This is a genomic window from Streptomyces sp. NPDC103540 (genome assembly GCF_055584445.1).
In genome coordinates this window covers 210320-227729 of sequence record NZ_JBVJMA010000014.1, presented here as the reverse complement: position 1 = coordinate 227729, position 17410 = coordinate 210320, and the positions used below count along the sequence as shown (strand labels likewise).

Annotated in this window: 18 protein-coding genes; 13 read left to right on the top strand and 5 right to left on the bottom strand. The window is 74.7% G+C overall.

Going from position 1 to position 17410, the window contains the following annotated elements:
• Window positions 1-94 precede the first annotated feature (94 nt).
• Complete coding sequence (locus tag ACZ6ZI_RS30455) at window positions 95-2398, top strand: phosphatase domain-containing protein (protein WP_469526126.1); 2304 nt, start codon at window positions 95-97, stop codon at window positions 2396-2398.
• 38 nt (window positions 2399-2436) lie between these two features.
• A complete protein-coding gene (locus tag ACZ6ZI_RS30450; protein WP_469526171.1) occupies window positions 2437-2793 on the top strand; it encodes a PIN domain-containing protein in 357 nt (118 codons plus the stop codon).
• 94 nt (window positions 2794-2887) lie between these two features.
• Here ACZ6ZI_RS30450 and ACZ6ZI_RS30445 read toward each other — a convergent pair whose 3' ends face one another.
• Window positions 2888-3409, bottom strand: a complete 522-nt coding sequence (locus ACZ6ZI_RS30445) for a hypothetical protein (RefSeq protein ID WP_469526125.1) — start codon at window positions 3407-3409, stop codon at window positions 2888-2890.
• 241 nt (window positions 3410-3650) lie between these two features.
• Here ACZ6ZI_RS30445 and ACZ6ZI_RS30440 point away from each other — a divergent pair, with 241 nt between their 5' ends.
• Both ACZ6ZI_RS30440 and ACZ6ZI_RS30435 read left to right on the top strand, forming a co-directional pair.
• Window positions 3651-3890, top strand: coding sequence for a DUF397 domain-containing protein (locus tag ACZ6ZI_RS30440; protein WP_363059785.1), 240 nt, complete (start codon window positions 3651-3653; stop codon window positions 3888-3890).
• A 110-nt stretch (window positions 3891-4000) separates the two neighbouring features.
• The gene (locus tag ACZ6ZI_RS30435) at window positions 4001-4927 is read left to right on the top strand and encodes a helix-turn-helix domain-containing protein (protein WP_469526123.1); all 927 of its coding nucleotides are present in this window, start codon (window positions 4001-4003) and stop codon (window positions 4925-4927) included.
• 34 nt (window positions 4928-4961) lie between these two features.
• On the opposite strand, the gene ACZ6ZI_RS30430 is transcribed toward ACZ6ZI_RS30435, so the two are convergent.
• A complete protein-coding gene (locus ACZ6ZI_RS30430) occupies window positions 4962-5795 on the bottom strand; it encodes an SAM-dependent methyltransferase (RefSeq protein ID WP_469526120.1) in 834 nt (277 codons plus the stop codon).
• Window positions 5796-5957: 162 nt separating this feature from the next.
• Between ACZ6ZI_RS30430 and ACZ6ZI_RS30425 the strand changes: the two genes are divergently transcribed.
• A complete protein-coding gene (locus ACZ6ZI_RS30425) occupies window positions 5958-6332 on the top strand; it encodes a YbjQ family protein (RefSeq protein ID WP_363059779.1) in 375 nt (124 codons plus the stop codon).
• Window positions 6333-6458: 126 nt separating this feature from the next.
• Here the strand turns inward: ACZ6ZI_RS30425 and ACZ6ZI_RS30420 are convergent, their stop codons facing one another.
• Window positions 6459-7274: an EamA family transporter gene (locus ACZ6ZI_RS30420; RefSeq protein WP_469526119.1), complete on the bottom strand. Its 816-nt coding sequence runs from the start codon at window positions 7272-7274 to the stop codon at window positions 6459-6461.
• Window positions 7275-7486: 212 nt separating this feature from the next.
• On the opposite strand from ACZ6ZI_RS30420, the gene pdxR reads away from it, so the two are divergent.
• The 5 genes from pdxR to ACZ6ZI_RS30395 all read left to right on the top strand — a co-directional run bounded on the left by pdxR (window position 7487) and on the right by ACZ6ZI_RS30395 (window position 12219).
• Window positions 7487-8980: a MocR-like pyridoxine biosynthesis transcription factor PdxR gene (pdxR, locus tag ACZ6ZI_RS30415; RefSeq protein ID WP_469526118.1), complete on the top strand. Its 1494-nt coding sequence runs from the start codon at window positions 7487-7489 to the stop codon at window positions 8978-8980.
• Between the two features lie 357 nt (window positions 8981-9337).
• Window positions 9338-10255: a nitroreductase/quinone reductase family protein gene (locus ACZ6ZI_RS30410; protein ID WP_469526115.1), complete on the top strand. Its 918-nt coding sequence runs from the start codon at window positions 9338-9340 to the stop codon at window positions 10253-10255.
• Between the two features lie 229 nt (window positions 10256-10484).
• On the top strand, window positions 10485-10973 hold the full coding sequence (locus ACZ6ZI_RS30405) for an LPXTG cell wall anchor domain-containing protein (protein WP_469526114.1): 489 nt from the start codon (window positions 10485-10487) through the stop codon (window positions 10971-10973).
• A gap of 8 nt (window positions 10974-10981) precedes the next feature.
• On the top strand, window positions 10982-11662 hold the full coding sequence (locus ACZ6ZI_RS30400) for an RNA polymerase sigma factor (RefSeq protein WP_469526112.1): 681 nt from the start codon (window positions 10982-10984) through the stop codon (window positions 11660-11662).
• Entirely contained in the window at window positions 11659-12219 is a 561-nt protein-coding gene (locus ACZ6ZI_RS30395) for a hypothetical protein (RefSeq protein WP_469526109.1), read from the top strand. The genes ACZ6ZI_RS30400 and ACZ6ZI_RS30395 overlap by 4 nt, the downstream gene beginning before the upstream one ends.
• A 57-nt stretch (window positions 12220-12276) precedes the next feature.
• Here ACZ6ZI_RS30395 and ACZ6ZI_RS30390 read toward each other — a convergent pair whose 3' ends face one another.
• Window positions 12277-12738, bottom strand: a complete 462-nt coding sequence (locus tag ACZ6ZI_RS30390) for a MarR family winged helix-turn-helix transcriptional regulator (protein ID WP_363059765.1) — start codon at window positions 12736-12738, stop codon at window positions 12277-12279.
• Window positions 12739-12928: 190 nt separating this feature from the next.
• On the opposite strand from ACZ6ZI_RS30390, the gene ACZ6ZI_RS30385 reads away from it, so the two are divergent.
• The 3 genes from ACZ6ZI_RS30385 to ACZ6ZI_RS30375 all read left to right on the top strand — a co-directional run bounded on the left by ACZ6ZI_RS30385 (window position 12929) and on the right by ACZ6ZI_RS30375 (window position 16378).
• Window positions 12929-14158 carry an MFS transporter gene (locus ACZ6ZI_RS30385; protein WP_469526106.1) on the top strand — a complete coding sequence of 410 codons (1230 nt, stop codon included), beginning with the start codon at window positions 12929-12931 and terminating at the stop codon, window positions 14156-14158.
• A 62-nt stretch (window positions 14159-14220) separates the two neighbouring features.
• On the top strand, window positions 14221-14655 hold the full coding sequence (locus tag ACZ6ZI_RS30380; RefSeq protein ID WP_363059763.1) for a GlcG/HbpS family heme-binding protein: 435 nt from the start codon (window positions 14221-14223) through the stop codon (window positions 14653-14655).
• A 76-nt stretch (window positions 14656-14731) separates the two neighbouring features.
• Window positions 14732-16378 carry a beta-N-acetylhexosaminidase gene (locus ACZ6ZI_RS30375; RefSeq protein WP_469526102.1) on the top strand — a complete coding sequence of 549 codons (1647 nt, stop codon included), beginning with the start codon at window positions 14732-14734 and terminating at the stop codon, window positions 16376-16378.
• A gap of 39 nt (window positions 16379-16417) precedes the next feature.
• Here the strand turns inward: ACZ6ZI_RS30375 and ACZ6ZI_RS30370 are convergent, their stop codons facing one another.
• Entirely contained in the window at window positions 16418-17275 is an 858-nt protein-coding gene (locus tag ACZ6ZI_RS30370; protein ID WP_469526101.1) for an endonuclease I family protein, read from the bottom strand.
• Window positions 17276-17410: the final 135 nt, after the last annotated feature.

The following is a 17410-nucleotide window of genomic DNA, read 5'->3' as shown; positions in this document are numbered from 1 at the left end:
AACCCCCCGGTCACCGCCGTGCGAGCGGCCATAATCACTACCGGTGAGCTCCTCCCACAGGCGAAGATGAGCCATCTCGAACCGGGAGGAACCCATGAGCCAGGACCACCTGACTCTGCACGACCTGCTGCCCGCCCAGGACCTGGCGGCGGCCATCGACGCGGGCCACGTGACCCGCAAGCGCCACCCCGAACTGCCCCTTTCCATCTACACGTACACGCGCGCCGCGCAGTACGGGCAGGTCTGGAACGAGGTCACCACGCGCTGCCGCGGACTCGTCGCCGACGACGCCACCGGCGCGGTCGTCGCCCTGCCGCTGCCGAAGTTCTTCAACGTCGGCGAGCACGAGGCGGGGATGCCGTACGCGCCCGCCCTGCCCGACGAACCGTTCGAGGTGTACGACAAGGTCGACGGCAGCCTCGCCGTCGTCTTCCACTACGCGGACCGCTGGCACGTCGCCTCCAAGGCCTCCTTCACCAGCACGCAGGCGACCTGGGCGCAGCGCCGCCTGGCCGGCAGCGACACCGCGGCCCTGATACCGGGCGTGACCTACCTCGCCGAGATCCTCTTCCCGCAGAACCGGATCGTCGTCAACTACGGCGACCGCCGCGACCTCGTCCTGCTCGCCGCCTTCGGCCCCGACGGCGCCGAGGTCCCGCTCACCGAGGCCGCCGAGCACTGGCGGGGCATCGGGTCCGTCGTCACCGTCTGGCCCGCCATGCCGCTGCCCGAACTGCTCGCCCTCGCCGAGTCGAACACCCTGCCCGGCGGGTCCCCGACCACCGGCACCGAGGCCGAGGGCTTCGTCCTGCGCTTCGCCTCGGGCGTCCGCGCCAAGGCCAAGCTGGCCGAATACGTACGCCTGCACAAGGTGGTCACCGGTGTCACCGAGCGCGACATCTGGCGCGGCCACGGCATCCAGCGCTTCGCCGACCGGCCCGTCAAGTTGGTCGCCCAGGCCCTGAACTGCACCGTCGCCGAGATCGAGGCCGCGGGCGGCAAGCCGCTCGACGCCCTCCTGGAGCAGGTGCCGGACGAGTTCGACCAGTGGGTGCGCGAGGTCGTCGCCGGCCTGGAGGAGGCGGCCGCCCGTCACGAGCGGGCGATCGACGAGGCCTACGCGGGCCTCGCGCACCTGTCCGGGGACCGGGCCGCCTTCGCGCACGCCGTCAAGACGCTGGACGACCGCCGGATCCGACCCGCGATGTTCACCCGGTTCGAGGGCCGGTCGACCGAACTCACCACCTGGCGGCAGCTGCGCCCGGAGACGGCCAACCCCTTCCTGGGCGAGGAGGAGGACGGCCCGGACGCGCCCGGAGGACACCGCGCGCCCGCGCCGGCCCCCGCCCCCCGACCCGCCTCCGCGCCCGCGCCGAAGCGGGCGGCCTCCGCGGCCCCCGCCCGCGCCGCGGCGCCGTCCCCGGCCGCCGACCCCGTCCCGGACGGCGAACCGCGCCCCGACCTGCCCGTCGTGCACCTGATGACCGGGCTGCCCGCCTCCGGGAAGACCACCGAGGCCCGCGCCCTCCAGGCCCGGTCCGGCGGCCGGATGCGTCGCGTCAACCTGGACGACCTGCGCGCGATGCTCGACCTGCCCGATCCGGCGCGGGGCCGCTCCTGGGAACACGAACAGACCGTGCTGAGCGTCCAGGACGCGGCGGTGCGCGCGGCCGTCGAGGGCGGCTTCGACGTGGTGGTCGACAACACCCACCTGACCAAGCACATCCCGAAGCGGCTCAAGGCCGCCGTGGGCGGGCGCGCCACCTTCGTCGTGCACGACTTCACCGACGTCCCGCTGGAGGAGTGCCTGCGCCGGGACGCGGCCCGGGCCAACCCGGTGGGCGAGGAGATCATCCGGATCCTCGCCGACAAGCACCGCCAGGCGCGCAAGGGCGGCTGGCGACTGACGGCGCAGTGGCTCAACGGCTCCGGCTCCGGCGCGGGGACGACGCCCGAGGTGACGCCGTACGTGCCCGACCCCGCGCTGCCCGCCGCCGTGATGTGCGACATCGACGGCACCCTCGCGCTCACCGGGGACCGGGGCCCGTACGACTTCTCGCGCTGCGAACTCGACCTGCTGAACGAGTCGGTCAAGCACGCCCTGGACGCCTTCCGCCGGGCCGACGGCGACGTGATCGTCCTGCTGTCGGGCCGCAGCGAGGAACACCGGCCGCAGACCGAGTCCTGGCTGCGCCGGCACGGGGTGCCCTACGACGAGCTGTGGATGCGGGCCGCCGGCGACACCCGGCGCGACGACGTCGTGAAGGCCGAACTGTTCGACGCCCACGTACGCGACCGCTTCGCGGTGCGGGTGTCGCTCGACGACCGGGACCGGGTGGTCGCGGTCTGGCGCCGGATGGGCCTGCCCACGTGGCAGGTCAACTACGGGGACTTCTGAGCGCCGTGCCCGGGGACGAGCCCGGTCGCGGGGCGACCCTGCTGATCGTGGACGGAGCGAACGTCGTCGGCTCCGTCCCCGACGGCTGGTGGCGCGACCGGCGCGGCGCCGCCGAGCGGCTGCGCGACCGGCTCGCGGAGCGCGGGCGCGGGGAGGAGATCGTGCTCGTCGTCGAGGGCGCCGCCCGGGGCGTCGACTCCGTGCCCGGCGTGCGGGTGGAGGAGGCGCCGGGCAGCGGGGACGACCTGATCGTGGAACTGGTGGCGGCGGCCGGCGAGGGCCGCCGCCGGGTCGTCGTCACGGCGGACCGGGAACTGCGGGCCCGGGTGGAGGCGTACGGCGGCGAGTGCGTGGGGCCCCGTACCGTACGCCCCGTCGACCGACCGGGCCGCTAGGGCCGGTCGTCGCACTCCCGTCTGCCGGGCGACGACAGGAGTGCGACGACAGGCCCTGGACCACGCCTTCCGGATCAGCCGGGCCGGCGGTGGGTCAGAAGCGGCACCACTTCACCGGGGTGAGGTTCTTGACGTAGCGGGCGGAGACCCAGGCGCCGCGGTGCTCCGCGTGGCCCTTGTGGCCCTCGGCGGCGCTCCGGGAGGCGTCGCCGTCCTGCGACTCCCGCAGTCCGTCGAGCGGCTCCATGCCGTTGTCGCCGTTCTCGTGACGCTTGAGGTCCAGGAGGTACCAGAGGTCGTTGCCGTCGACCTTCTGCCCGCGGGTCTTGCACTCCAGCGCCAGCTTCCGGTGCGGGTGCACCTTGCCCAGCAGGTAGGAGTGCGTGGTGGGGTGGCTGCGGACGCTGAGCGGTCCCTTCGAGACCACCTTGCCGTAGGCGCGGTGATAGCCCTCGGAGTCGTACTCGTCCCCGCCCGGGTGCCCGGCGGCGAGCCCGACCGAGGCGGGTCCCTCGTCGACGGGGGCGGTGTCGGCGACGGAGACGCCCGCACCGAGCAGGCCGAGCGCCAGGGTGCCGGCCGCGAGGGCGAGAACGGTCCGGGTGGGTTGCAGCATGAGCCGGCTCCTCTACGAAGACGTCCGTCCGGGCGCGCCACACGTCCGGGGCGGCGACCGGGCGGTCGCCACGGACGACTATGGCGAGGGGGCACGGGCCCGTCCCGGCGGCGCACCGGCCTTTAGCCCGAAATGCCCAACCCTTTCGAGGGACTTCCAGGCGCCCGAGGGCCGGCTAGCATGCTGAGGAGTGCTTGTCATGCCATCCCACCGGGGGTGGCCGATGAGGAGGGGCAGGGTCATGCGGTTACACAATGGCGTCGCGGCGAGCGGGATTCCGGGCGCGGTCTGGGTGAAGAGCAGTGCCAGCGTGGGCAACGGGAACTGTGTGGAGGTCGCCGCGTTGGAGGGCGGAGAGGTGGCGGTGCGCAACTCCCGCCATCCGGACGGACCGGCGCTGGTGTTCACGGCGGCCGAGATGGAGGCCTTCATCGACGGCGCCAAGCGATCCGAGTTCGACCGACTGACTTCGACCGACTGAGTTCGACCGACTGACCGGATGACATTCATATCGTAGGCCAAAGCTTGGATGGCAGGGGCTGACACTCCATTCTGAGGACCGGGACCCGTCCCCGTCGCATTGGAGTCCGTATGTCCGCCCTCCCCGAGCCGACGTCCGAGCCGTCACCCGATCCCCTCGCCTCCGTACTGCCGTTGGAGCGTGAACCGGGTCGGGCGGCGGCCGGGCGCGTGCTGGGCCAGGCCCTGCGGGGGCACCGCGAGGACCGGGGGCTCACCCTGAGACAGGTGGCGGCGGTGATCCGCGGCTCCGTCTCCAAGGTCAGCCGTCTGGAGCGCGGGGAGAGCCCGCCCAAGGCCCGGGACGTCCACGACCTCGTCCACCACTACGGCCTCGACGCCGAGGAGCGGCGGACGATCGAGCGCCTCCTGGAGTTCGCCCAGGACCGCGAGTGGTACGAGCAGTACAGCGACGTGACCCCGGGCTTCCTCAGGCGCCTGATCCAACTGGAGGGCGAGGCCGAGGAGATCTGCGTCTACGAGAACCTCGTCGTCCCCGGCATCCTCCAACTGCCCTCCTACGCGCGGCACATGGTCAGGGCCGTCATGCCCAGCGCCCCCGCCGAGGAGATCGAGCGGGTCGTGCAGCTGCGCACCCAACGCCGACTGCGCCTGATGGACGGCGACGTCCCCCGGCTGACGGCGCTGCTGGACCAGGGCATCCTCAAGCGCCGCTGCGGCAACGCACAGGTGATGCGCGAGCAGCTCACGTACCTGCTGGAGGCGGGCGACACCGCCCGGGTCAACATCCGCATCCTCGACATGACCTCCGGCTACGTCGCCGCCCCGCCGTACCCGATCACGCACCTCACCTTCCGCGACGGCGGCCCCGGCGAACTCGCCTACGTCGAGCACATCAACGGAGCCAACTACGTGACCCGGCCCCGAGCCCTGGACGACCACCGCAACGCGCTGAGCAACCTGCGGGTCGCCGCGGCCTCCCGGGACCGCAGCAGGGAGATGATCCTGGAGGCGCGGGACGCCTTCGCGGGCGAGTGAGCGACCGCCCGCGCGGGGCGGTCGCCGGTAGGGGTCAGCGCGACAGGCGCCCGACGCCGCCCCACTCGACCCAGTCCTTCGGTCGGCGTTCGGGCGGAGGCGGCGCGGAGTCCGGCCGCCAGTCGACCACGTCGACGAGGCGGGGCTCCAGGATCTCCAGACCCTCGAAGTAGCGCGCCACCTCGTGCGGCTCGCGCACCCGGCCCCAGTTCCCGTGGGTGCTGACGTCCATGAGCCGGGTGACCTGCTCGCGCACCTCGGCGTCGTCGCTCACGAGTTGGCAGATCACCATGAAGCTGCCCGGCGGCAGCAGTTCCGCCGTGCGGCGCACGACGGCGGCGGGGGAGCGGTCGTCCTCGGTGTCCGGGATGCAGTGCAGCACCGACACGAACAGGGCGGCCATGGGCTGCCCCCAGTCGAGGAACCGGTCCGTGGCCCGGCGGATCCGCTCGGTCTCGCGCATGTCCTCGGAGATGACCAGCGTGCCGGCGTTGTCGTGCAGGGTGGTCTGGGCGTGCGCGAGGACCATCGGGTCGTTGTCGACGTACGCGACCCGGCAGGCGGGGTGGGCGCGCTGGGCCACCTCGTGGACGTTGTCCTGGGTGGGCAGGCCGGAACCGTGGTCGAGGAACTGGCGGATGCCGTAGTCCTCGACGAGCGTGCGCACGACCCGGGTGAGGAAGGCCCGGTTGTTGCGGGCCAGCAGCTGCGTGCTCGGTGCTATCTCCAGCAGCTTCGCGCACGCCTCCCGGTCGCTGGCGTAGTTCTCCACGCCGCCCAGGAGCCAGTCGTACATCCTGGCCACGCTCGGGGTGTGCATGTCGATGAGGGGTGGCGGGGGATCCTGGGGTTCGTGACGTAAGTACATGTGCCCTCCTCCGTGCGGTCGGCCCATGCTAGGGAGTGGCCCCGAAACCGGGCAATCATCCGGGGACGTTCCGGCCACATTCCGCACGCCGTCCCGGCGCGCGCGTCGGCCCGGGCGCCGCCTGCGGATGCGGGCGGGCGCGCGCGGGGCCACAGTGGCCGCATGGGTATCGAAGACTACGGCGGCGGCCCCGGAGCCCAGCGGACCGGTGTTCTCGTCGTGACCACCAATGACGTTCCCGGGTACCGCGTCGAACAGGTCATCGGCGAGGTCTTCGGGCTCACGGTGCGTTCGCGCCACCTCGGCAGCCAGATCGGAGCCGGCCTGAAGTCCATGATCGGCGGCGAGCTCAAGGGGCTGACCAAGACCCTGGTGGAGACCCGCAACCAGGCCATGGACCGGCTCATCGAACAGGCCAAGGCGCGCGGAGCCAACGCCGTGCTGATGATGCGCTTCGACGTCACGGACGCCGCGGACGTCGGCACCGAGGTGTGCGCGTACGGGACGGCCGTGGTCCTGGTCCCCGCAGCCGGCTGACCGCGCCGACCCCCGGGTCGTCCCGCCGCCCCGGGCGCGTCCCCGCCCCGGGCGCGTCCCCGGCCCCCGGACCGCGTCCCCGGCCCGCGTCCCGCGCGCCGGCGCCCGGAGGGACCGCCCGGTGGCTCACTCCCGCAGTCCCAGAGCGAGTCCGGCGATCACCACGGTGAGCCCCAGCCACACCGCCGCCCCCGGTACGCCGCCCCCCGACAGCACCCCGCCGCCCGCCGCCGCGAGCGGCGCGACCCCCGTCAGCAGCCCCGCCCGGCCGGATCCCACGGCCGCCACCGTGCGGTACCAGAGCAGGAACGCCACCGCCGTCACCAGGACCGCGAGGTACCCGACGGCCGCCCACTGGCCCCCCGACAGGCGCCCCGCGGCAGCCGGTCCCTCCACGCACACCGCCGCCACCGCGAACATCACGGCGCCCATCCACACCGCGTGCAGGGACACCCCCCACGCGCCGTGCCGCCCCAGCACCGGCACCGCCAGCAGCGTGAACCCCGCCTCGCAGGCCAGGGCCAGCGCCGCCCAGGCCACCCCGGCCGCGTCGGTGCGGCCCGTCCCCTCGACCAGGACGGCCCCCGCCACCACGACCGGCGCGGCCCACAGCACCCGACGGCTCGGCGCGCGCCGCTCCAGCAGCGGGCCCATCACCCCCAGAACGATCGGCACGGAGGCCACCGCGACGGCGATGACGGCCGGTTCCGCGTGCGCGACGCCCCGTACGACCGCGACGTTGAACAGCACCAGCCCGGTGGCGGCGATCCCGCCCAGCCACCACCACTCCGCGCCCCGGGGCAGGGACGGTCGGACCCCGGCGGCGCGGGCGAGGCCCACCAGGATCAGGGCGGCGGCCACGTACCGGACGGCCTGCGCGGTGAACAGCGGGGCGTCGACGAGCGTGCGCGAGACGGTGACGCTGCTGCCGACCAGCGCCATGCCCACGACCCCCGGGGCCAGGGCGGCGAGGGAGGACGCGGGGCGCGGGGCCGGGGCCCCGGCCCCGGCGGCGGCCGAGGGCGCGTGGGGTGCGGGGGCGGTGGGTGTGGAAGCCGTGGAAGCCGCAGAAGCCGTAGAAGCCGCAGAAGCCGTGGAGGGCGTGGAGGGCGTGGAAGTGCTCATGCCGTCCAGGCTGCGGGCACAATGGTCCGGTGAGCAGGTCCAAACCAGGCGCCACCGAGGGGTCCAAAACCGTCGACGCCCGCCCGCCCGGCGCCGCCGGCGGAGCGGACTTCCTCCAGCTCGACCTCACGGACGCCCCAGCCGGCGGACGCACCGAATGGCTCGCCGACCGGCTGCGCGCCGCGATCGCGGACGGCACCCTCCCGATCGGCAGCCGACTGCCCGCCGGCCGGGTGCTCGCCGCCGAACTCGGCGTCTCCCGGGGCCTGGTGACCGAGGCCTACCAGCGGCTCGCGGAGACGGGCCAGGTCGCCGGTCGGGGCCGCGCCGGCACCGTGGTCGTCGCCGCACCGCCCCCGCCGCCCGCCGCCGGCGCCGCCGAGGCCGCTCGCGGGGGGCCGGTGGACGCCCTGCGCGCCGTGTCCTGCCGCATCGACCTCTCGCCCGGCGTGCCCGACCTCACCGCCTTCCCCCGCACCGCCTGGCTCCAGGCCGAACGCCGGGTCCTGTCCGCCCTCACCCCCGCCGACTTCGGCTACGGCAACCCCCAGGGGGCGCCCGCCCTGCGGGAGGCCGTCGCCGGTTGGCTCGCCCGCAACCGGGGCGTCCGCGCGGACCCCGCCGAGGTCGTCGTGGTCGCCGGCGTCGCCCAGGCCCTGTGGCTGCTCGCACAGGTCCTGCCCGCACAGGGCGTGCGCCGGATCGCGGTGGAGGACCCCGGTTCGCTGGGCGCGCGCGGGCAGCTCGAACACGCCGGGCTGGACGTCGTCGGCGTACCGGTGGACGGGGCCGGGCTGGACGTGGCCGCGCTCCGCGCGAGCGGGGCCCCGGCGGTGCTGCTGACGCCCGCGCACCAGTTCCCGACCGGGGTCGTGCTCGACGGGGAGCGCCGCCGGGAACTGCTGGACTGGGCCGCGGCCGGGGGACTGGTCGTCGAGGACGACTACGACGCCGAGCACCGCTACGACCGCGCTCCCGTCCCCGCGCTGCGGGCCATGCTGCCCGAGGCCGTCGCCTACGCGGGCAGCGTCTCCAAGCTGCTCGCCCCCGCCCTGCGGCTGGGCTGGTTGCTGGTCCCGACCCGGCTGCGCGACGCGGTGGTCGCCGCCAAACGCCACGCCGACCTCGGCAACCCCGTCCTCGCGCAACTGGTCCTCGCCCGGCTGATGGAGTCCGGGGAACTGGAGCGCCACCTGCGCTTCGTCCGCCGCCGCCACCGCCGCCGCCGGGACGCGATGCTGCGGGCCGTCGCCGCCGAACTGCCCGGCGCCCGGGTCCACGGCGCGGCGGCGGGCCTGCACCTCATGGTCACCTTCGACGGCGCCCCCTTCGCGGACACGGACCTCGCGGCGACCGCCCTCGCCCTCGGGGTCAAGACCCACCCCCTGTCCTGGCACCGCATGCGCCCCGGACCGCCCGGTCTGATCCTCGGGTACGCCGCCGGCCCGGCGGGCGAGATCGAGGAGGGCGTCGCCCTGTTGGGCCGCGCCCTGCGCACCTGCGCCCGCGCGCAACGGAGTTGACAGCGCCGCGCCGGCTGCGTGTAATGGGCAACGGTGTCGCGTGGCGCCGGCCACAGAGCAGTGGGCCGGCCGGCGATCGGGCGAACACCCTTCCTTCAGGAGAACACCATGAGTTCTTCGCCCTCTTCTTCCCCGCACCGCGGTTGACGCGCGGCGGCGCCGGCGATCCGGCCCCGCCCCCGCACCGACCCCCTCGGCACCTCCGTCGTGCCCGTGCGTCGTCCTTCCCCCTTCCACACCCTTCGCCACCCGGGCCTCCCCCGCCCCGCCGCGCACGCCGCGCGCCTGCGCCACGCCGTGGCGGCGCCGTCGGCCGCCGACGGCGCGCACGGGCCCGCCCGGAGAGAGAGACCAACCGTGCCCACGTCCTTCAACCAGTCCGTCATCGAGGAGTTCCGTGCCCACCGGGGCAAGGTCGGCGGCCCCTTCGAGGGGTCCGACCTCCTCCTGCTGACCACCACCGGCGCCCGGTCCGGCGCCCGGACCACCACCCCCCTCGGCTACGTCCGTCACGCGGGCGCGCTGCTGGTCGTCGCCTCCAACCTCGGGGCGCCCCGCCACCCGGACTGGTACCACAACCTGCTCGCCCACCCCCTGGTCGAGGTGGAACTCGGCGAGGAGACCTTCGAGGCGCTCGCCGTCCCCACCGAGGGGGAGCGGCGCGAGGAACTCTTCGCCGAGGTGGTCCGCGCGGCCCCCGGCTACGCCGACTACCAGGCCCGTACCACCCGCGTCCTGCCCGTCGTCCGCCTGGAGCCCGCCGAACCCGACGGCTGGGAGCCGCCGGCCGAGGTGCGCGACCTCGCCGGGAAGCTGCTGGAGACCCACACCTGGCTGCGGGCCCAACTGCGCCACGTGAGCGCCGAGACCGAGGAACACTTCGCCGCCCGGGCCTCCCACACGGGGCCGGGGGAGCCGCCCGCGCCCGGCCTCGGCATCCAGATCCGCCAGCGCTGCCTGGCCTTCTGCCGCGCCCTGGAGTTCCACCACACCGCCGAGGACGCGCACCTGTTCCCCGGGATCGCCGTCCACCACCCGCACCTGGCGGACACGTTCGAGCGGCTGCGGGTCGAACACGCCGTCCTGGCCGGGATCCAGGACGAGCTGGTCGCCCTGCTGGACGGTCTCGCGATCGCCGACCCCGTCCGCTTCCGCGCGGAGCTGGAACGGATGACGGAGCGGCTCACGAGCCACCTCGACCACGAGGAGCGGACGCTGCTGCCGCTGCTGGCGGAGGTCCCCTGGCCACCGGTGGCGCCGCCCGCACGCGACTGACCGGGGCGCGGGCGGCGGGGCGGTCCACGGGGCGGTCCGCAAAGCGGTCCACGGGGCGGTCCGCAGGGCCGGCCGCGGGCCCGGTCGCGGGCCTGGCCCGGCCGTTTCGGCGGGCGCGGAAAGTTTTTCGAAATCGGCGGCAACCGATCGGGGACTCGCGCGTCGTGCGGGGGTGAAGGGCGGGACACACACGCCCTCGTACCGACCGACCCGACCGTGGAGAACCACCGTGAAGAACCTGAAGCGCCTTCCCCTGTCCGCCCACCGGGCGGCCGTCGTCGCCGCGGCCGCCGGCGTGGCCGTCGCGCTCGGCGGGCCGGCCTTCGCCGCGCAGGGGACCTCGCCCGTGCCGACCGCGCCCGCCTCCGCGACCCCGAGCGCCGCTCCCAGCGCGGTCCCGACGAGCCCGGCCGGCAGCGCCACCCCGAGCCCGGCCCCGACCTCGGGTACCGGCAAGCCGAGCCCGGTCCCGACCGCCCCGGGCGGCACCGCCACCCCGAGCCCGGCCCCGACCGGCCCGGCGGGTGCCAAGCCGACCCCGTCGGCGTCCCACCCGGCGGGCGCGACCCCGACCGCCGAGCCCTCCGCCCCGGCCGGAACGGAACTCGCGCATACTGGCTCTTCCGCCACGACCATCGCACTGGGCACCGGCGCCGCCGGCCTCATCGCCGTCGGCGCGGGCGCCCTGTACACCGTGCGGCGCCGCACCAGCAGCTGAGGACCTCCGTGCTCGACCTCGCACCAGCCTCCGGCCCCCTCATGCCCGGGTTCTCCCGGGCGTGGCGGGGCCTTCGGTGGTGGTTCGCGCGCCGGGACCGGTCGGCCACGCCGACGGGTCCCGGCCCGTACGCGTACACCCACGACCGAGACCGTGACCGCACGACCGCCGGCGGGGGCGCCAGCGCGCCGCCGACCGCCGGCGCACCCACGGTCAGCGAGCTGTACCACGCGCACCGCCTGGGCATGGTCCGCCTGGCGGTGCTCCTCGTCGACGACCTGGCCACCGCCGAGGACGTGGTGCAGGACGCCTTCACCGCGCTGTACCGCCGCCACGGGGAACGGATCGCGGAGGTGGACAACGCGCTCGGCTACCTGCGCACCGCCGTCGTCAACACCTCCCGTTCCGTTCTGCGGCGCCGGCGCACCGCACGCGCCTGGATCCCGCCGCGCACGGCGGACGTCCCCTCCGCCGAGGCCGCGGTCGTCCTGGGGGAGGCGCACCGCGAAGTGCTGGCGGCGTTGGGCGCGTTGACCCCGCGCCGCCGCCAGGTCCTGGTGCTGCGGTACTGGGCCGACATGAGCGAGGCGGAGATCGCCGAGACGCTCGGCATCAGCCGGGGCGCCGTGAAGTCGAACGCCAGCCGTGCCCTGGACGCGCTGGAGAAGATTCTGGAGGGACGGGTATGACCGGATCTACGGGTACGCCGCCGGGCGGCGACCGCCCCGTGGAGCGGCTCCTGCGCGACGCCCTCTCCGCCCGGGCGGACGAGATCACGGTCCGCGTGCTGCGCCCGGCGGACCCGCCGGGCCCGCACCTGCGACGGCTGTCCGTGCGGGCCCTGTGGCGGCGTCGCTCGACGTGGGCGCTGGCCGGGTTGTCCGGGCTGGCCGCGGCGGCCGTGGCCGGCTACCTCTTCCTCGGTTCCGGTCCGGTCGGCGAGCGGCACGAGCCGCCCGCCACCCCGCCGGAGCTGACCTCGCCCACCCCGTCGCCGAGCCGTCCGTCCGGCACCCCGTCGCCGAGTCCGTCCGCGGTGCCGTCGCCGCCGCCGACCCGGCCCGGTTCCTCCCTCGGGCCGACGCCCCGGCTCTCGACCGCCGGGGCCACGCCGTCCGCGGCGCCGCCCGCCACCCGGGCGGGCGCGTTCTCCTCGGCGACCCCGACCCCGCCGCCGCCCGCGGGCGGGGCGAGGACGACGACGCCCGTCCCCTCGGCGTCGCCGCCGGCCGCCCCGAAGGGGTAGCGCCGCGGGGTCCTTGACCGGGGGCGGTACCGCCCCCGGTCAAGGACCCCGCGGGTCTCAGACGTGGGCGGGGCGGGAGTTCTCGACCGCCGCGACCAGGGGTGCGAGCTGCGGGTTCAGGGCGGCCTCGTCCAGCGCCTCGCGCAGGGCCGCGTCGTTCGTGGGGCGGGCCTCGGCCAGCAGGGCCAGGCCCGCCTCGCTCACGTCGGTGTAGATGCCCCGACGGTCCGTGTCGCACAGGTACCGGTTCAGCAGTCCGCGGTCCTCCAGCCGGGTCACCAGCCGCGTCGTCGCGCTCTGGCTGAGCACCACCGAGTCCGCGACCTGGTGCATCCGCAGGTGGCCGCCGACGCCGGAGTGCTGCCGGCTGAGCACGTCGAGCAGGGAGTACTCGCGCACGCTCAGGCCGTGCCCGCTCTGCAAGGCCCGTTCGATGTGGGCCTCGATGCGGCCGTGGAGGAGGGAAAGGGCGCACCAGCCCTGGGCGAGTGCGGTCAGGGCGCCGTCCGTGGCCGTCATGGGCTCCTCCGTGTTCGTAGATCGTCGTACCGCCAGGATAGGTCACGCGCGAAATAGTCGGCGTTTGCAAATATCCCGCGTCTGCAATTAATGTGGACGCAGGCAATCGGCGAGCGCCACAGTGCGCCGTCCGCCCGGTTCTCCCCACCTCCCCCTCCTCGCCCCCGCACCTCTGAAGGGCTGCTCCGTCATGCCTCTCGCGCTCCTCGCCCTCGCCATCGGGGCCTTCGGGATCGGCACCACCGAATTCGTGATCATGGGCCTGCTCCCCGAGGTCGCCGCCGACTACGGCGTCACCATCCCCACCGCGGGCCTGCTCGTCACCGGCTACGCCCTCGGCGTGGTCCTCGGCGCCCCGCTCATGACCGTCCTCGGCACCCGCGTCCCGCGCAAGCGCATGTTGATGCTCCTCATGGGCCTGTTCGTCGTCGGCAACGTGCTCTCCGCCCTGGCCCCCGCCCTCGGCGTGATGCTCGCCGGCCGGGTCGTCGCCTCCCTCGCGCACGGCGCCTTCTTCGGCATCGGCTCCGTCGTCGCCGCCGGCCTCGTGGCCCCCGAGAAGAAGGCCGGCGCCATCGCCATGATGTTCACCGGCCTGACCGTGGCCAACGTCGTCGGCGTGCCGCTCGGCACCCTCGTCGGCCAGCACCTCGGCTGGCGCGTCACCTTCCTGATCGTCGCCGCCCTCGGCGTCGTCGGCCTGCTCGGCATCGCCCGGCTCGTCCCCGACCTGCCCCGCCCCGAAGGGGTGCGGATCCGCCACGAGCTGGCCGCCTTCCGCAACGTCCAGGTGCTGCTGGCCATGGCCATGACCGTCCTCGGCTTCGGCGGCGTCTTCGCGGCCATCACGTACATCACCCCGATGCTCACGAACGTCGCCGGCTTCGCCGACACCTCCGTCACCTGGCTGCTCGTCCTCTTCGGCCTCGGCATGGTCGCGGGCAACCTGATCGGAGGCCGGTTCGCCGACCGCGCCCTGATGCCGATGCTCTACGTCTCCCTGGGCGCCCTCGCCGTCGTCCTGGCCCTGTTCACCCTCACCGCCCACAGCAAGACCGGCGCCGCCGTCACCGTCACGCTCATCGGCGCCCTCGGCTTCGCCACCGTCCCGCCGCTCCAGAAGCGGGTCCTCGACCAGGCCGCCGGCGCCCCCACCCTGGCCTCCGCCGTCAACATCGGCGCCTTCAACCTGGGCAACGCCCTCGCCGCCTGGCTCGGCGGCCTCGTGATCGCCGCCGGACTGGGCTGGACCGCCCCGAACTGGGTCGGCGCCGCCCTCGCCGCCTCCGCGCTCGTCCTCGCCGTCGTCTCCGGGGCCCTGGAGCGGCGTACGGGCCGGCGCGCGCCGGACGCGGGCCGCCTCGTGGCGACGGGCGCCCCCGCCTCCCCGGCCACCCCCGTTACCGCCATCCGTTCCTGACCTCCCCCTCTCGCCACACCCACATCCACCCCCACACCCCACACAGATCCACAGGAGTAACCGTGAGCACCACCCGTACCGCCGTCGCCCCGCTGACCACCGAGGACGCCGAACTGCTCGTCGGCGCCGCCCACGCCGCCGCCGAGGAGGCCGGGGCCACCGTCAGCGTCTCCGTCCTCGACGCGGGCGGCCACCCGCTGGCCTTCCGCCGCGACGACCGGGCCGTGCTGATCTCCGGCGAGACCGCCACCCGCAAGGCCTTCACCGCCCTCCAGCTCGACGCCCCCACGGCCGACCTCGTCGACGCCGTCCGGCCCGACGGCCCCTTCCACACCCTGCCCACGGCCCTGGACCGGCCGCTGCTGTTCATCGCGGGCGGTCTGCCCGTCCACCGCGACGGCCGTCTGATCGGGGCCGTCGGCGTCGGTGGCGGCGCGCCCGAGCAGGACCACGCCTTCGCGACCGCGGCCCTGGAGACCCTGGCCGCGCTGCGCTGACCCGCGCCCGCCGACCCCTTCCGGTCGCGCGCCCGTGTCCCCCGTGCCAGGTTGGTACGGGGGACACGGATGCACCATGAGGACGGCGACCGGGCGGATACGCGGGCGGGCCATCGCGACGGCAGTGGCCGCCGCCGTGGTCACCCTCGCCGTACCCTCCTGCTCCGCCGGCGCCCAGGACACCCGGGACACCCGGGACACCCGGGGCGCCCCCACCACCTCCCCGCCCGCCGACCCCGGCGGCCCCACCCCGACCGCGACCCCGCCGCCCTCCGCGCCGTCGACGTACGCGCTGTCCAGCGCCCCGCGCACCGTCCCGGCCGTACGGGAACACGAGCCCGCCCGGGGCCCCGGCTGGAAACCGGCACCGGCCGCGCGGGTCCTCGTGGCACCCGCGAACAGCGCGGCCCTGGCCGACGAGGGGAAGCTGCTCGCCGGTGAGCTGCGGATGGGCTACGCCGAGTCGAACGACGCCCGGCCCGGGGACGTGAGCCTCGCCCTCGGCGCCCGCGGCTCGGGACCGGCGGAGTCCTACACCCTCACGGTCGGGGGCGGCCGGGTCACGATCACCGCCCCCGACGAGGCGGGCGTCTTCTACGGCACCCGGACCCTCAAGCAGGCGGTGCGGGGGGCCGGCTCGGCCCCCGAGGGCACCGTCCGCGACGCCCCGGCCAAACCCCAGCGCGGACTCAACCTCGACATCGCCCGCAAGCACTTCACCGCCGAGTGGATCCAGGCCCGGATGCGCGAGATGGCGGACATGAAGCTCAACCAGCTCGGCCTGCACTTCTCCGACGACCAGGCCTTCCGGATCCAGTCCGACAGCCACCCGGAGATCGTGTCCACCCCGCACCTGACCAAGGCGGAGGTGCGCGGGATCACCGCCCTCGCGGCGCGGCTCCACATCGCGGTCGTCCCCGAGATCGACTCGCCCGGACACCTCGGTGCCGTCCTGCGCGCCCACCCGGACCTGCAACTGCGCGACGTCGGGGGCCGGGCGGTCAAGGGCGCCGTGGACATATCCAACCCGGCCGCGGCCAAGCTCGTCGACGAACTGCTGCGCGAGTACCTGCCGCTCTTCCCCGCCGGAGCCTGGCACCTGGGGGCCGACGAGTACCAGGCCCTGGTCGTGCGCGACCCGCAGGCCTCCTTCCCGCAACTCGCCGCCGCGGCCCGGGCCCGCTACGGGGCGGGCGCGAAGGTCCAGGACCTGGCGACGGGCTGGCTCGACGACCGCGCGGCCGTGGTCCGTCCCTCGGGCAAGGCCCTCAAGGCGTGGAACGACGGCTTCTTCGCCGGGGGAGTGGCCAAGGCCGCCCCGGACCTCCAGGTCGAGTACTGGACGGGCAAGGAGATCGGGGCACGGCCCCCGCTCGCCTACCTGGACGAGGGCCGCAAGGTGGTCAACCTCAACGACGAGTACCTCTACTACGTCCTCGGCGAGCCCAACGCGTTCACGTACCCGACCGGCAAGCGGATCTACGAGCAGTGGACCCCGCTCGTCCTGCGCGGCACGACCGCCGTCCCGGCCCGCTACGACCCGCAGGTCCTCGGCGCCCGGCTCGCCGTCTGGTGCGACCTCGCCGGGGCCCAGACCCCCGCGCAGGTGGCGGCGGGCATCAGGCTCCCGCTGGCCGCCCTCGCGCAGAAGACCTGGGACCCGCGTCCCCCGCAGGCGCCCTGGGCGGACTTCAGCGCCCTCGCCGGGCGCCTGGGGGGATGAGGACCGGGGCCGACCGCTTCCGACCGGGTCCCGGCGGGGCTACCAGATCGAGGCGACCCACTCCGGGTGGTCGATGAACGGGTTCCGGTTGTGCTGGTAGGTGTCGAATATGACCTGGTTGCGGCGCTGCTCGAAGGCGTCCGGCGGGTCCTGCTGGTGCCACTGCTTCAGGACGCTGATCCGGCCCATCGCCGGGGCGCTGCCGTTGTTGACCTTGTCGTTCATCTCCAGGTTGGCGAAGCCGTCACCGCCGTCGTAACGCACCGCCATGTAGAGCAGCATGCGCGCGACGTCGCCCTTGACCGCGTCGCGGGGCTCGAAGGAATCGCCGTCCGTGAAGCTGCCGGGAGCCTCGGAGACGGGGCTGCCGCCCTTGTCGAAGTCCTTGTTGCCGCGGGTGCTGTTGACCGTCACGTCCTCGGGGCGCAGGTGGTGCAGGTCGGTGCCCGGGCCGGTGGCGGTGCCGAAGTCGCCGTGGCTCTTGGCCCAGACGTGCTCGCGGTTCCAGTCGTTGGCCCCGCCGCCGTTGGTGGACTTGGACTGGGAGCGGCCGGAGTAGAGCAGGATGACGTTGTTCGGGTTGGCCGGGTCCTGGTCGGTGACCTTCAGCGCGTTCCACACGCCGTCGTAGTTCACCTTGGACTGGGTCTTGATGATGGAGTGCAGGGCCGTCTTCAGCGCGGCGCCGGTCTTGCCCTCGGCGGCGGCGTAGTACGCGTCCACGCTCGCGGCCGAGGGGCCGGACGGGGCTGACGGCGCGGACGCGGGGGCCGGGGCGGCGACGTCGGCGTGGGGATGCGCCGTCTCCCGCTGGCCCGCCGAGGCGGTGGCCGGCAGGACCAGGAGCGCGCCGGCGGCGAGGGCTGCCGCCCAGGAGGATTTACCGGGGATTCTCATGGTGTGGGGGACCTCTTCGTATGCACCGTGCCCGCCATGGCAGTTGGCGGGGTGTCAGGTGGCAGTGCGAGGGTCACATTGTCATGTGCCGAACAGGTAAAGGCCATGTGTCGGCACGCGGACCACGGCGTTTGC

What these genes read in the sequence shown, in the direction of transcription:
- ACZ6ZI_RS30455 (WP_469526126.1), top strand. Translation starts at nt 95, where the DNA reads ATGAGCCAGGACCACCTGACTCTGCACGACCTGCTGCCCGCCCAGGAC.
- ACZ6ZI_RS30445 (WP_469526125.1), bottom strand. Translation starts at nt 3,409, where the DNA reads ATGCTGCAACCCACCCGGACCGTTCTCGCCCTCGCGGCCGGCACCCTG.
- ACZ6ZI_RS30440 (WP_363059785.1), top strand. Translation starts at nt 3,651, where the DNA reads ATGCGGTTACACAATGGCGTCGCGGCGAGCGGGATTCCGGGCGCGGTC.
- ACZ6ZI_RS30435 (WP_469526123.1), top strand. Translation starts at nt 4,001, where the DNA reads ATGTCCGCCCTCCCCGAGCCGACGTCCGAGCCGTCACCCGATCCCCTC.
- ACZ6ZI_RS30430 (WP_469526120.1), bottom strand. Translation starts at nt 5,795, where the DNA reads ATGTACTTACGTCACGAACCCCAGGATCCCCCGCCACCCCTCATCGAC.
- ACZ6ZI_RS30425 (WP_363059779.1), top strand. Translation starts at nt 5,958, where the DNA reads ATGGGTATCGAAGACTACGGCGGCGGCCCCGGAGCCCAGCGGACCGGT.
- ACZ6ZI_RS30420 (WP_469526119.1), bottom strand. Translation starts at nt 7,274, where the DNA reads ATGGCGCTGGTCGGCAGCAGCGTCACCGTCTCGCGCACGCTCGTCGAC.
- ACZ6ZI_RS30395 (WP_469526109.1), top strand. Translation starts at nt 11,659, where the DNA reads ATGACCGGATCTACGGGTACGCCGCCGGGCGGCGACCGCCCCGTGGAG.
- ACZ6ZI_RS30390 (WP_363059765.1), bottom strand. Translation starts at nt 12,738, where the DNA reads ATGACGGCCACGGACGGCGCCCTGACCGCACTCGCCCAGGGCTGGTGC.
- ACZ6ZI_RS30385 (WP_469526106.1), top strand. Translation starts at nt 12,929, where the DNA reads ATGCCTCTCGCGCTCCTCGCCCTCGCCATCGGGGCCTTCGGGATCGGC.
- ACZ6ZI_RS30375 (WP_469526102.1), top strand. Translation starts at nt 14,732, where the DNA reads ATGAGGACGGCGACCGGGCGGATACGCGGGCGGGCCATCGCGACGGCA.
- ACZ6ZI_RS30370 (WP_469526101.1), bottom strand. Translation starts at nt 17,275, where the DNA reads ATGAGAATCCCCGGTAAATCCTCCTGGGCGGCAGCCCTCGCCGCCGGC.